The organism is Dactylosporangium sp. CA-052675 (assembly GCF_050947935.1).
Taxonomy (GTDB): domain Bacteria; phylum Actinomycetota; class Actinomycetes; order Mycobacteriales; family Micromonosporaceae; genus Dactylosporangium.
The window spans coordinates 3,923,416-3,935,303 of the sequence record NZ_CP192010.1; the positions used below are offsets into that span (position 1 = coordinate 3,923,416).

Consider the following 11,888-nt stretch of genomic DNA (forward strand, 5'->3'; position numbering starts at 1 on the left):
GCGGTGTGCGCGGTGGGCGGTTTGCGGTGTGCGCGGTTTGCGGTGTGCGCGGTGTGCGCGGTTTGCGGTGTGCGCGGTGTGCGCGGTTTGCGGTGTGCGCGGTGTGCGCGGTGCGCGGTTCGCGGTTCGCGGTGTGCGCGGCTCCTGATTCCCGCTGATCGTTGCCCGCGCTGCTCGCGTGTGTTGCCCGCGCTGGTCCGCCACATCGGTGAAGCCCCGGAAGAACCGGCCGGCGTCCGGCTCACGGCGCGCCCAGCATGCTCGCCGCGGCCGCTGCTACTGGCCTGGCGCTGGCCCGCGGCGCGCTCATCCCCAACGGTCCGGCCCGCTGCCGATAAGATCGCTGATAGTCCGGTGACCGCGAACGATCACGCGGCCGGTCACCGGCCCGGCCGTGCGGTCGTTCATGCCGACCGGGCTGGGGCTCGTCGGAGGGCTGCACGGTCAAGGAGAAAGGCCCTGCTCGCGCTGGCCCGGTCGCTGAGGACCTGGAAGAACCCGCCCGCGACCGGCACCAGCACGGCCGCCACGCCAGTTGCGGGGCACGTGCGCGGCCCGCTGGTTCCTGCCGGTCCGGCCCCGCTGCCGATGAGACCGCCGACAGTCCGGAGACCGCGAACGATCGCGCGGCCGACCGCTGCCCCGCCGTGCGCGGCCCGGCCGTGGGGTCGCGCAAAGCCGACTGGGCCGGCCTCGTCAGGAAGGCTGCACCGTCAGGCAGAAGGGCTTGCCCGCCGGATCGGTGAAGACCCGGAAGAACCGCCCCGCCCCCGGCTGCCGCGCCGCCCCCAGCGCCACCACCGCCGCCTCCCCGGCGTCGAGGTCGTCCACCTCGATGTCCAGGTGGACCTGCTGCGGGTGGGCCGGGTCCGGCCACCGCGGCGCGCTGTAGTCGGTGACCTGCTGGAACAGCAGCGGCTGGGCGCCGTCCTCGCCGATCATCGCCACCCCGTCCGCCTCGTAGGTCAGCGGCTTGCCGAGCACCTCGGAGTAGAAGCGGGCCAAGCGGTTGGCGTCGGGGCAGTCCAGCATCACGCCCATGAGGGTCACGCCGGTCACGTCCGGGGACAGGCACAGGTCGAAGGGGTGGCCGGCCGGGTCGGTCAGGGTGTGCCAGCCCTCGTTGCGCTGCTGGAGCGTCGCGCCCAGCGACACCGCGCGGGCCGAGCCGGCCTCGAGGTCGGGCACGCGCAGGTCGAGGTGGGCCTGCTGGGGCTGCGACTGCAGGGGCCACCGCGGCGCGCGATGGTCGGGGGCGAGCTGGAAGGCGACCTGCCAGCCGTCGGGCGTGCCGAGCGTGATCCAGTCGTCCTCGACGCTGGTCTCGGACCAGCCGGCCAGCGCTCGGTAGAACGCGGACAACCCCGTGATGTCGGCCGCGTCGAGCACGACCATCTCCAGCTTGCCGATCATGGTGCCCCCCCATTCTGCGAAGTCATCGACATTGTGCCCGGGGGGTACGACAAAAAATGGGCGAGCGCGGCATCGCGCCGCCGGAGCTGGGGAAACTGATCTGCATGGCCCGTGAGACCACCACCGATCAGCAGTACGAGCTCGTGGCCGAGCCCACCGAGGCGCCCGGGGACCCGCAGACGCCCGGCCCGTCGGCGCCGAGCGTGACCATGGCCGTGCCGCCGCGGTGCCCGACGCGGACCAGGCTGTACCGCGACGGCGAGCTGCTGGACGAGGGCTTCCCGGCCGAGCAGCTCTCCGAGCGCCTGGCCGCCGACGAGCGGGCCGTGGTGTGGCTGGACCTGTACGACCCGGACCAGCGGGACCTGCAGATCGTCGTCGACGAGTTCGGCCTGCACCCCCTCGCCGTCGAGGACGCCATCACCTCGCACCAGCGCGCGAAGGTGGACCGGTACCGCAGCCATCTGTTCGCCAACATGTACGCCGTGAGCGTCGACGGCACCGCGGTCACGCTCACCGCCGGCGAGATCGCCGTGTTCATCACGCCGCGGGCGCTGGTCACGGTGCGCAAGGACGCCTTCGACATCGACACGCTCATCGCGCGCTGGGATCTCAACGCCGATCTCGTGGACGCCGGCAACCAGGTCAGCGCGCTGGTGTACGGCCTGATCGACGTCGTCGTCGACGGGCACTACCACGCCGTGGAGCAGCTCGACGACGCCGTCGACGAGCTGCAGACGCACCTGTTCCAGGCGCACACCGACGTGGACGTGCGCCGCCGCGCCTACGAGCTCGGCGCCAGCCTGGCCGCGCTGCGACGCGTGGTGGCCCCGATGCAGGAGGTGGTGAGCCGGCTCTCCCGCGCCGACAGCCATCTGCGTGACGAGGTCCTGACGCCGTACTACCAGGACGTCTACGACCACGCCCTGCGCACGGTGGAGTCCGTCGACGCCGCCCGCGACCGGGTCGACCGGATCGCCGACACCCAGCTCAACGAGCAGGCCGCCGAGCTCAACGAGATCACCAAGCGGCTGGCCGCCTGGGCCGCGATCATCGCCGTGCCGACCGCCGTGACCGGCTTCTACGGCCAGAACGTCCCGTACCCGGGCTTCGGCAGGACGGGCGGCTTCGTGGCCAGCTGCGCGATCATGCTCTCGCTGGGCGCGCTGCTGTACTGGTACCTGCGCCGCAACCGCTGGCTGTGACGCGGCGCCTGGCATGATCCCGCCATGGACGACGTGGCACGGCTGCTCGACCGGTTCCGCACCGCCCCCGAGAACATCTACCTGGAGGAGCATCTCGGCGATCCGCGCCTGTACCCGTTCCTCGTCGAGCTGACCGCCGACGGCTCCGCGTACGACCTGGCCCGCATCGAGGCGATGAAGGTGCTGGGGCTCTGGCCACCCGCCGACCGCCGCGCCGCCGGGCGGGCGCTCGTGGTGGCGCTGCGCGACGAGGACGAGCTGGTGCGGCAGCATGCGGCCATGGCGCTCGGCCCCTACGCGGCCGACCCGGACGTGGCGGCGGCGCTGAGCGCGGCGGCCCGCGACGACGAGGACGAGAGCGTCCGCAGCGGCGCGCGGGGCGCCCTGCGCGACAACCCCACCGTTTGCGGCCCTTGATCCGCTGTTGGATCATGGAGGCCGGAAACGGCTGATGGGAGCGGGTGTGGGCTGGCTGATCGGGGTGATCGTGCTCGTGGTCGCCGGGTTCGCCGCCGCGTACCTTCCCCGGCGGCGCGCCGCCGCCCGGCAGCGCGCGGCCGCCTGGGCCGACGCCCGGGCCGCGATCGCCGTCGCCGGGGTGAGCCGGGACGCCGCCCGGGAGCGGGTCGCCGCGGCCGAGGAGCTGCTGGGCCGGGCCGAGTCCATCGCCGCCGGGCGGGGCGGGGCCGGTGCCGCCCGGGAGGCCGCCCGGTGCGCCCGCGCCGCGGACCGGCTCTGGCAGGAGACCGGCCGTGCTTGAGGCGATCCGGGACCGCGTCCGCCGGCACTCGGGCGTCGTGCGCTGGACCCTGCTGGGCATCGCCGCGCTCAGCGTCATCGGGTTCCTCGTCGCGCAGCGGCAGAGCGCCGACGTCACGTACGGCCAGTCGCCGCCCACCGCCACGATCCCCGAGGGATCGGCCGGCGAGCTCTCCGACGCCGCCCTGCCCTCCGTCGAGGACATGCGGGCCCGGGTCGCCGCCGACCCGGTGGTCCGGCTGCCGGGCTCGATCGCGACCTGGGACGAGCGGGCGGTGCGCGCCGCGATGGGCGCCCAGGAGGTGCGGATCATCGTCGCGCCGCCCGGGCTCAGCAAGGACCAGCAGCAACAGGTCCGCGAGGTCGACAACGCCACCATCCGGGTCATGGGGACCGAGGTCACCGGCGGCCTGTACCAGTCCAGCAGCAGCCTGCTCCCCGAGTGGCGGGCCCAGTTCGCCCGCAACGACGTCACCGCCCAGCTCATCGGGCTCATCAACGGGCTGAACAAGACCGAGGTCGCGACCCCGCCCGCCGACGGGCTGTGGCGCGAGCCGACGGCGGCCGAGCTGAGCACGGTCACGGATGCGCTGCGCGCCGGCGGGCAGTACAGCGACCCCGCCGTCGGCCTGCCCACGGTCTCGCCGAAGCGGCTGACCGAGGCGTTCGGCACCGCCGACGCGCTCGTCGTCGCGCTGCCCGCCCAGCCCCGCGACACGCCCGCCCCCGACTACGGCCCGGCCCTGGCGAAGGCGTTCCCGGACAAGCCGCTGGTGCTCATGGTCGGGGACTGGATCGAGTACCACGGCCCGCACCGGGCCGAGTTCGCCGACATCGCCGCGTCCGGGTTCTACGCCCGCTACGACGAGCGGCTCAGCACCTACGCCTACCCGGCCGAGAACGTCCTCGGGGCCTACCTGGGCTGGGTCGCCGACGTGCGCTACTCGGGCCTGTTCGACCGGCCGCTGCCGTACCGCCCCGTCGACCCCGTCCGCGTGGCGCTGCCGGTGCTGCCGTGGCTCTTCGCGGCCTGCGTCGTGGGCTTCCTGCTGCTGTCGGCCGCCCGCGTCGGCCCGGCCCGCGGCCGCGCCGTCGCCCCCGGCCTGCCCGCCCGGCTGGCCGCGCTGAGCTCGCTCGCCGTCGAGGTCTCCGGCCTCACCGGCCCCGCGACCGACCCGGACCTGACCCGCGCCATCACGCGGCTCGGCGCCGCCCGCGAGGCCATCGGCGCCGGACGGCCCGACTCGCAGATCCGCGGGCTGCTCGACGAGGCCGAGCGGGACCTGGACCGGGTCGGCCGCGCGGTGGGCGTGCGCGGCTACCGCCCGGCCGACTACCTGCGCGGGCCGCTCGCGTGAGGGCGGCCGTGCGGCGCTGGATCGCCACCCCGTTCGGGCTGGCCGTGCTCGCCTGCCTGGTGCTCGCCGGCTGGGCCGCGTGGAGCGGCGGCGCCCTCGACGGGCCGATCGCCCGGCAGGTGCGGACCCAGTCGGTCTACGCGGACCCGGGCACCGGCCTCGACGTCGCCGCGGCCGAGCGGGTCATCGGCAACCGGCGCCTCGTGGTCATCCTGCTGCGCCCGGGCGCGGACCTGCGCGACGCGTGCCACGCGGTGCAGCACGCCGCCGCCGGCACGCTCGTGCTCGTGATCAGCCGCAAGACCGACGGCTACGACCGGTACGGCTGCTCGCAGCTGCCCGGCAGCGGCGACGAGCACTTCGGCGACGCCTTGGTGGCCGAGACGGTCATCGGCGAGGGCATCGCCCCGTTCGCCGACCGGCCCCTGGACGCGGTCAAGGTGATCGCGGTCAACTACGACAAGCTCGCCAAGGCCGACGTCGTGCCGACCGACTCGCGGACCATCAGCCCGTCGCTGCCGCGCTACCTCGTGGCGGCGGCCGCCCTGGGGTCGGTGCTGGCCGGGTCGGCGGTGCTGTACTTCGGGGCCCGCCGCGCCGGCCGCCTCGCCGCCATCCGCCGGGAGCGCCGCGACCGGGCGACGGACGACCGGACCGTGCTCAGCGCCGCGATGGCGGCCGTGGCCCAGCAGATCGTCGACCTCGACGGCGCACCCAAGCAGACCAAGGCCGCCCGGAAGCGCTTCCGCGCGGCCGCGTCCAACTACAGCGAGCTGCTCGAGGACATCGCCGCCGCCGACCGCCGCGGCGCCGAGGACTTCACCCGCCTCACCGAGCGCGCCGAACGCATCGGCGAGCGCCTTCGCACCCTGGCCTGACGCACGCCGGAAACGGCCGCGAAACCGCCTGCTCCGGTGAGCACCATCTCACGGCGAGTTGTTCCGGATGAAACCCCGCCGAAACACGCGATTTCTTGACTGACCCCCATCACCAGCCGGTGGAGGGGTGCGATGCCCGAACGGTATGTGTTGGTGCGCTGGCCCGACGGTGCCGCGCAACGGATCTACTCGCCATCGACAATCGTCGAGGAGTTTTTCTCCGCGGGGCAGCGGATGCCGGTCGCCGACTTCGTCGACCAGGCCCGCCGGGCGCTCGGGCTCGCCAGCGACCGCGTGCTCGCCGCGTACGGCCACCCGTGCGGCCGCGCCGCCCGCTCGCTGGCGTTCGTGGAGGCCCGGGCGGCCGTCCAGCCCGACGCCGCGGATGTGGTCGTGGAAGGGATCGAGGCATGACCGAGCACCACCCGGTCGTGGTCGTCGGCGGCGGGCAGGCGGGGCTCTCGATGAGCTGGCACCTGCGGGCGCTCGGCATCGGCCACGCCGTGCTGGAGCGGGCGAGCGTCGGGCACGAGTGGCGCGAGCGCCGCTGGGACTCCTTCTGCCTCGTCACGCCCAACTGGCAGTGCCGGCTGCCGGGGTACGCCTACAGCGGCGACGACCCCGACGGGTTCATGGCCGGCCCCGAGGTCGTGGCGTTCCTGGAGCGGTACGCGGCGAGCTTCGACCCGCCCCTGCGCGAGGGCGTCGACGTGACGCGCCTGCGCCGCAACCCGGCCGGCGTCTTCGAGCTGCGCACCAGCGCGGGCGCCATGACCGCGGACCAGGTCGTCGTCGCGACCGGGCCCTACCACCGCCCGGCCGTGCCCCGGGTCGCCGAGCGGCTGCCGGGGCACGTCGTGCAGCTGCACTCGTCGCAGTACCGCAACCCGGACCAGCTGCCCGCGGGCGAGGTGCTCGTCGTCGGCACTGGGCAGTCCGGCTGCCAGATCGCCGAGGACCTGCACCTCGCCGGGCGCGCCGTGCACCTCGCGGTCGGCGGGGCGCCCCGCGCGGCGCGCCGCTACCGGGGGCGTGACACCCTCGCCTGGCTCGAGGAGATGGGCCACTACGACCGGGGCGTGCACGAGTTCGGCGACGTCGACGAGGTGCGGCTGCGCGCCAACCACTACATGACCGGGCGCGACGGCGGGCGCGACATCGACCTGCGGCGGTTCGCGACCGAGGGCATGCGGCTGTACGGCCGGCTGCGCATGATCGCGTCGGGCCGGGCCACGTTCGCCGACGACCTCGCGGCCAACCTCGACCACGCGGACGCCGTCGCGGAGGGGATCAAGGACGCCATCGACGCGCACATCGCGCGCCACGGCATCGAGGCGCCGCTCGAACGCCGGTACACCCCGGTCTGGCGGCCGGAGGGCGGCCAGGGCGACCTCGGTCTCGACCGGATCGCCGCCGTGGTGTGGAGCACCGGATTCCACCGCGACCACCGCTGGATCGAGGTCCCGGTCTTCGACGGCCGCGGCTACCCGACCCACGACCGGGGCGTCACCAGCTGCCCCGGCCTCTACTTCCTCGGCCTGCCCTGGCAGCACACCTGGGGCTCGGGCCGCTTCGCCGGCGTGGCCCGCGACGCCGCCCACCTCGCCGGGCACATCACGGCCGCCCGCCGCCGGCGGCTGACCGAGGGCGTCAGCTGGCTCGCGGGAACCCCGACGGAGACCTACCCGGACCTGGAGTGGGCGGCATGAACGACGCGCACCGCCACCTGGGCGTCCTGCCCGCCCACCCGTTCTACGGCGGCCCGCCGGTCAGCCCCGACACCACGGCCCGGGCCACCATCGACGAGCTGCTCGCGGACCTCGACCGCGAGGGCACCGAGCGCGCCCTGGTGCTGCCCAACTACGGCGTCCCCGATCCGGACGTGGCCTTCGGGTTCAACGAGCTCGTGGTCGAGGCCGCCCAGCGCGACGACCGGGTTCGATGTGGACTGTGGGTGTCCGCGAAGGACAGCGACCGCGACCGTACGGCCGCGGCACTGCGCCTGGCCGCCGAGCCCGGCGTGCGGGCGCTCAAGCTCAGCTTCCTGCTCGGCGGGGGCGCCGAGGACCCGGGTCTCGAGCCCATCTTCGCCGCCGCGCGCGCCCACGACCTCGTCGTGCACGTGCACACCTCGCCCGGCGCCGCCTCCGACATCGACCGGGTCGGCGAGCTCGTCGAGCGCTACGGCGACGACGTGCGGATCCACCTGGTGCACTTCGGCGGCGGCATGAGCGGCCACATCAAGCTCGCCGGCGGCCGCTTCTTCGACTGGGTCGCGGCCGGCAAGCAGGTCTACACCGACCTGTCCTGGGCCATCGGGTTCACCCCGCGCTGGCTCGCCGCCGAGATCGACCGGCGCGGCCTCGGCCACGACCGGGTGCTGTTCGCCAGCGACGAACCCTGGGGCGACCACGCGGGGGAGCACGCGAAGCTCCGCGCGGCCGTCGCCGGGACCGAGCTGTCCGACCTCGTCTTCACCACCACGTTCGAGAAACTCTACGGCTGAAGGAGCACAGCATGTCCGACCTCACCGACCTCGAGCAGAAGAGCCTCAACGAGATCCCGCACCCGGCGCTGGCCGAGGGCTCCAGCATCTACGGCGGCACCAAGGTCTTCCCCGACTACCAGGCCGAGGAGGGGCAGAGCTACTTCACCCTCGTGCACGGCATCGCGCACGAGTCCTCGGTCAGCTTCGTCGCCGTGCTGCAGGCCACCCGCGCGCTGCGCAAGGGCTTCGAGTCGGCGATCTACTTCTACGGCCCCGGCTCGCTCAACTGCCTCGCCACCCGCGGCTTCCCCACCACCGGCAACTCGGCGTTCCCGGGCGAGCACAACATCAACAACTCGCTGAAGACCTTCATGGCCGAGGGCGGGAAGGTGTACTGCTGCCGCTTCGGCCTGTCCCTGCACGGTGCCCGCGAGGAGGACCTCATCGAGGGGGTCATCCCCACGCACCCCCTCGACGTGCAGGACGCGCTGATCCACTACGCGCGCAAGGGCGCCATCATCAACTCGACGTACATGTTCTGATGAGCATCGACGTTCGCGCCGACCTGGCCGTGCGCGGCGTGCGGGTGCCCACACCCGTGCGCCGCCCGGCCGGGGCCGGACCCAGCGACGACGGGCACGTGGTCATCGACGGGCGCAACGCGGCCCTGCCGATCGACCCCGCGAGCCCGTACGAGATCCGCGGCAGTCGCCTCTGGCTCGGCGAGGCCGACACCGGGCTCACCCTCGACGTCGTGCGCCGTCCGCGCTTCTACGACCTGGTGACCGCGGACGGCGTGCCCTACGAGAAGATCGCCCGGCTGCACGGGCGCGACGTGCTCGCCACCACCGTGGTGCAGACCTGCATCCGGTACGCCGAGGCGCAGCGCTGCCGCTTCTGCACCATCGAGGAGTCGCTGCGCTCCGGCGCGACGACCGCGGTGAAGACCCCGGCCCAGCTGGCCGAGGTCGCCGAGGCCGCCGTCCGGCTCGACGGGGTCCGGCAGATGGTGATGACGACCGGCACCACCGCCGGCCCGGACCGCGGCGCCCGCAACCTGGCCAGGGCCGTCCGGGCGGTCCTCGCGGCCGTGCCGGGCCTGCCGATCCAGGTGCAGATCGAGCCGCCCGGGGACCTGGCCGCGATCGACGAGCTGCGCGCGGCCGGCGCGGTCTCCATCGGCATCCACGCCGAGTCCCTCGACGACGCCGTCCGCCGGCGCTGGATGCCGGGCAAGGGCTCGGTGCCGATGGCCGAGTACGAGGCCGCCTGGGACCGCGCCGTCGAGGTCTTCGGGCGCAACCAGGTCAGCACGTACCTGCTCATCGGTCTCGGCGAGGACCCCGACGAGCTCGTCGCGGGCGCGGCCCGGCTCATCGAGCGCGGGGTTTACCCGTTCGTGGTGCCGTTGCGGCCGACGGCGGGCACCCTCGCCCGCCGCGACGGCGTGCCCGGCCCCGCCCCGTCGCTCGTGCGGGACGTCACCGCGCGGGTGGCCGCACTGCTGCGGGCGGCCGGGATGCCCGGCACGGATCAGCGGGCCGGCTGCGCCGCGTGCGGGGCCTGCGGCGTGCTGCAGGCGGCCGGCGCATGACCGACCTCGTGCCCGCGCTGCTCGGCGCGCCGCCGCGGTTCCTGATCGGCCCGGCGCAGGACCGCCGCGACTACCACCGGCTGCGGACCCGGGTCTTCGTCGACGAGCAGCGGTTGTTCGAGAGGGAGGACCGCGACGAGCGCGACGACGACCCGCGCACGGTGGTCCTCGAGGCCCGCTCGGCCGACGGCGCGCTCCTCGGCGGCGTCCGGGTCGGGCCGGCCGCCGACGGGCCGGATCTGGGCTGGTGGGTCGGCGGGCGGCTGGCCGTCGACCCGTCGGTGCGGGGCGTCCGGCAGATCGGGCCGGCGCTCGTGCGTGCCGCGTGCGCCTACGCCGAGCAGGCCGGTGCGCTGCGGTTCGACGCGACGGTGCAGGTCCGCTGGCAGCGCATGTTCCAGCGCCTCGGCTGGCGGCCGGTGCGGCCGGTCACCGTGGCCGGGCGCCCGCACGTGCTCATGCGCTGGCCGATCGGCCGGATCGCGGCCCTGGCCGCCGCGACCAAGGCGCCGCTCGGCCCGCTGCTGCGCGGCCTGGCCCCGGGCGGGGCCGGGTTCGTCGGCGACGACGGCGCCCCGGTGCCCGGCAGCGACCTCGTGGCCGCCTGCGACGCGATCCTGCCGTCCATGGTGGAGCGGGACCCGGACTGGGCGGGCTGGTGCGCGGTGCTCGTGAACGTCAACGACCTCGCGGCGATGGGCGCGGCCCCGGTCGGGCTGCTCAACGCGGTCGCGGGCCGCGACGCGGCGGCCGTCGCCCGGGTGCTCGGCGGGCTGCGCCGGGCCGCGGACGCCTACGGCATCCCGGTGCTCGGCGGCCACACCCAGCTCGGCGTGCCCGCCGCGCTGTCGGCGACCGCGCTCGGCCGCGCCGCGCATCCGGTGCCGGGCGGGGGCGGGCGGCCCGGCCAGCGGATCCGGCTCACCGCCGACCTCGGCGGCGGCTGGCGCCCCGGCTACCACGGCCGGCAGTGGGACTCGACGAGCCGGCGCACGGGCGCGCAGCTGCGCGCGATGCTCGGCTTCGTCGCGGCGGCCCGGCCGGCCGCGGCCAAGGACGTGTCCATGGCCGGGATCGCCGGGACGCTCGGCATGCTGGCCGAGTCGAGCGGGTGCGGGGCGGTGCTCGACGTCGCCGCCGTGCCGCGGCCCAGGGACGCGAGCGTGGGGGACTGGCTCACCTGCTTCCCCGGTTTCGCGATGCTCACCGCGGGGTCCACAGTGGACGCGCCCGCCGGGCCCGCGGTCACCGCCGAGTGCGGCGAGCTCGTCGCCGAGGCGGGGGTGCGGCTGCGGTGGCCCGACGGCGAGCTCACCGACGTCATCGACGGGGCAGTCACGGGAATGGGAGTTGCGGCATGAGGATGGCGGCCGTGGCGGCGGCGTTCGACCGGGACCTCGAGGCGGACTTCGCCCGCATCGAGGGGCTCGTCGCGTCCGCGCGGGCACAGGGAGTACAGCTGCTGGCACTTCCGGAGGCGTGCCTGGGCGGCTATCTGGCGCACCTGGACGGGGGCGCGGACCAGCCGCCGGCGCTGCGTCTCGACGGCCCCGAGATCGCGCGGCTCACCGCGATCGCGGGCGACATGGTGGTGTGCGCCGGCTACTGCGAGGACGGCGGCGACGGCACCCGGTTCAACAGCGTCGTCTGCGTCGGCGCGGGGCGGGTGCTGGGCAACCACCGCAAGGTGCACCAGCCGCTGCGGGAGAACGCCAGCTACGACTCCGGCGACTCGTTCGCCGCGTTCGACACGCCCGTCGGCCGGCTCGGGCTGCTCATCTGCTACGACAAGGCGTTTCCGGAGTCGGCCCGCGACCTCGCCCTCGACGGCGCCGAGATCATCGTGTGCGTGTCGGCCTGGCCGGGCAGCCGCACCGGGGCCCCCGACGACCTCGCCGAGGACCGCTGGACCCGCCGCTTCGACCTGTTCGACCGGGCCCGGGCGCTGGAGAACCAGGTCGTGTGGCTGTCGGCGAACCAGGCCGGGCGTTTCGGCTCGCTGCGGTTCGTGTGCAGCGCGAAGGTCGTCGACCCGGGCGGGGACGTGCTCGCGACGACCGGCGTCGAGGCCGGGCTGGCGGTCGCCGACGTCGACGTGGCCGGCGCGCTCGCGGCCGCCCGGCGGTCCATGGCCCACCTGCGGGATCGGCGCCCGGACGCGTACCGCGCCCTCGCACCGTCGATGATGTGACC

The 11,888-nt window shown here is 74.9% G+C and carries 13 protein-coding genes; 12 read left to right on the forward strand and 1 reads right to left on the reverse strand.

The window, feature by feature from the left end; all coding sequences use genetic code 11:
* Positions 1 to 696 precede the first annotated feature (696 nt).
* Positions 697 to 1,413, reverse strand: a complete 717-nt coding sequence (locus tag ACQP1P_RS17940) for a VOC family protein (RefSeq protein ID WP_433087809.1) — start codon at positions 1,411 to 1,413, stop codon at positions 697 to 699.
* 104 nt (positions 1,414 to 1,517) lie between these two features.
* On the opposite strand from ACQP1P_RS17940, the gene ACQP1P_RS17945 reads away from it, so the two are divergent.
* From ACQP1P_RS17945 to ACQP1P_RS18000, 12 genes are all read left to right on the forward strand, one after another.
* On the forward strand, positions 1,518 to 2,618 hold the full coding sequence (locus ACQP1P_RS17945; protein ID WP_433087810.1) for a magnesium transporter CorA family protein: 1,101 nt from the start codon (positions 1,518 to 1,520) through the stop codon (positions 2,616 to 2,618).
* Between the two features lie 24 nt (positions 2,619 to 2,642).
* Positions 2,643 to 3,035 (forward strand): HEAT repeat domain-containing protein, encoded by a 393-nt coding sequence (locus tag ACQP1P_RS17950; protein WP_433087811.1) that lies wholly within the window; start codon positions 2,643 to 2,645, stop codon positions 3,033 to 3,035.
* Positions 3,036 to 3,081: 46 nt separating this feature from the next.
* Positions 3,082 to 3,378 carry a DUF6403 family protein gene (locus ACQP1P_RS17955; protein ID WP_433087812.1) on the forward strand — a complete coding sequence of 99 codons (297 nt, stop codon included), beginning with the start codon at positions 3,082 to 3,084 and terminating at the stop codon, positions 3,376 to 3,378.
* Positions 3,371 to 4,735, forward strand: coding sequence for a hypothetical protein (locus tag ACQP1P_RS17960; RefSeq protein WP_433087813.1), 1,365 nt, complete (start codon positions 3,371 to 3,373; stop codon positions 4,733 to 4,735). The genes ACQP1P_RS17955 and ACQP1P_RS17960 overlap by 8 nt, the downstream gene beginning before the upstream one ends.
* Complete coding sequence (locus ACQP1P_RS17965) at positions 4,732 to 5,613, forward strand: hypothetical protein (protein WP_433087814.1); 882 nt, start codon at positions 4,732 to 4,734, stop codon at positions 5,611 to 5,613. The genes ACQP1P_RS17960 and ACQP1P_RS17965 overlap by 4 nt, the downstream gene beginning before the upstream one ends.
* A gap of 132 nt (positions 5,614 to 5,745) precedes the next feature.
* A complete protein-coding gene (locus ACQP1P_RS17970) occupies positions 5,746 to 6,027 on the forward strand; it encodes an MSMEG_0570 family nitrogen starvation response protein (protein ID WP_433087815.1) in 282 nt (93 codons plus the stop codon).
* A complete protein-coding gene (locus ACQP1P_RS17975) occupies positions 6,024 to 7,322 on the forward strand; it encodes an MSMEG_0569 family flavin-dependent oxidoreductase (RefSeq protein ID WP_433087816.1) in 1,299 nt (432 codons plus the stop codon). The genes ACQP1P_RS17970 and ACQP1P_RS17975 overlap by 4 nt, the downstream gene beginning before the upstream one ends.
* Positions 7,319 to 8,119, forward strand: coding sequence for an amidohydrolase family protein (locus ACQP1P_RS17980; RefSeq protein ID WP_433087817.1), 801 nt, complete (start codon positions 7,319 to 7,321; stop codon positions 8,117 to 8,119). The genes ACQP1P_RS17975 and ACQP1P_RS17980 overlap by 4 nt, the downstream gene beginning before the upstream one ends.
* Before the next feature lie 11 nt (positions 8,120 to 8,130).
* Positions 8,131 to 8,643, forward strand: a complete 513-nt coding sequence (locus ACQP1P_RS17985; protein ID WP_433087818.1) for an MSMEG_0572/Sll0783 family nitrogen starvation response protein — start codon at positions 8,131 to 8,133, stop codon at positions 8,641 to 8,643.
* Complete coding sequence (locus ACQP1P_RS17990) at positions 8,643 to 9,695, forward strand: MSMEG_0568 family radical SAM protein (protein WP_433087819.1); 1,053 nt, start codon at positions 8,643 to 8,645, stop codon at positions 9,693 to 9,695. The genes ACQP1P_RS17985 and ACQP1P_RS17990 overlap by 1 nt, the downstream gene beginning before the upstream one ends.
* Positions 9,692 to 11,056 (forward strand): MSMEG_0567/sll0787 family protein, encoded by a 1,365-nt coding sequence (locus ACQP1P_RS17995; RefSeq protein WP_433087820.1) that lies wholly within the window; start codon positions 9,692 to 9,694, stop codon positions 11,054 to 11,056. The genes ACQP1P_RS17990 and ACQP1P_RS17995 overlap by 4 nt, the downstream gene beginning before the upstream one ends.
* Positions 11,053 to 11,886 (forward strand): carbon-nitrogen hydrolase family protein, encoded by an 834-nt coding sequence (locus ACQP1P_RS18000; protein ID WP_433087821.1) that lies wholly within the window; start codon positions 11,053 to 11,055, stop codon positions 11,884 to 11,886. The genes ACQP1P_RS17995 and ACQP1P_RS18000 overlap by 4 nt, the downstream gene beginning before the upstream one ends.
* The last annotated feature ends 2 nt before the right edge of the window (positions 11,887 to 11,888 follow it).

Excerpts from the sequence above, each read along its gene's own strand:
- ACQP1P_RS17990 (WP_433087819.1), top strand. The coding sequence starts at position 8,643 with ATGAGCATCGACGTTCGCGCCGACCTGGCCGTGCGCGGCGTGCGGGTG.
- ACQP1P_RS17950 (WP_433087811.1), top strand. The coding sequence starts at position 2,643 with ATGGACGACGTGGCACGGCTGCTCGACCGGTTCCGCACCGCCCCCGAG.
- ACQP1P_RS17940 (WP_433087809.1), bottom strand. The coding sequence starts at position 1,413 with ATGATCGGCAAGCTGGAGATGGTCGTGCTCGACGCGGCCGACATCACG.
- ACQP1P_RS17980 (WP_433087817.1), top strand. The coding sequence starts at position 7,319 with ATGAACGACGCGCACCGCCACCTGGGCGTCCTGCCCGCCCACCCGTTC.
- ACQP1P_RS17995 (WP_433087820.1), top strand. The coding sequence starts at position 9,692 with ATGACCGACCTCGTGCCCGCGCTGCTCGGCGCGCCGCCGCGGTTCCTG.
- ACQP1P_RS17985 (WP_433087818.1), top strand. The coding sequence starts at position 8,131 with ATGTCCGACCTCACCGACCTCGAGCAGAAGAGCCTCAACGAGATCCCG.
- ACQP1P_RS17975 (WP_433087816.1), top strand. The coding sequence starts at position 6,024 with ATGACCGAGCACCACCCGGTCGTGGTCGTCGGCGGCGGGCAGGCGGGG.
- ACQP1P_RS17945 (WP_433087810.1), top strand. The coding sequence starts at position 1,518 with ATGGCCCGTGAGACCACCACCGATCAGCAGTACGAGCTCGTGGCCGAG.
- ACQP1P_RS18000 (WP_433087821.1), top strand. The coding sequence starts at position 11,053 with ATGAGGATGGCGGCCGTGGCGGCGGCGTTCGACCGGGACCTCGAGGCG.
- ACQP1P_RS17970 (WP_433087815.1), top strand. The coding sequence starts at position 5,746 with ATGCCCGAACGGTATGTGTTGGTGCGCTGGCCCGACGGTGCCGCGCAA.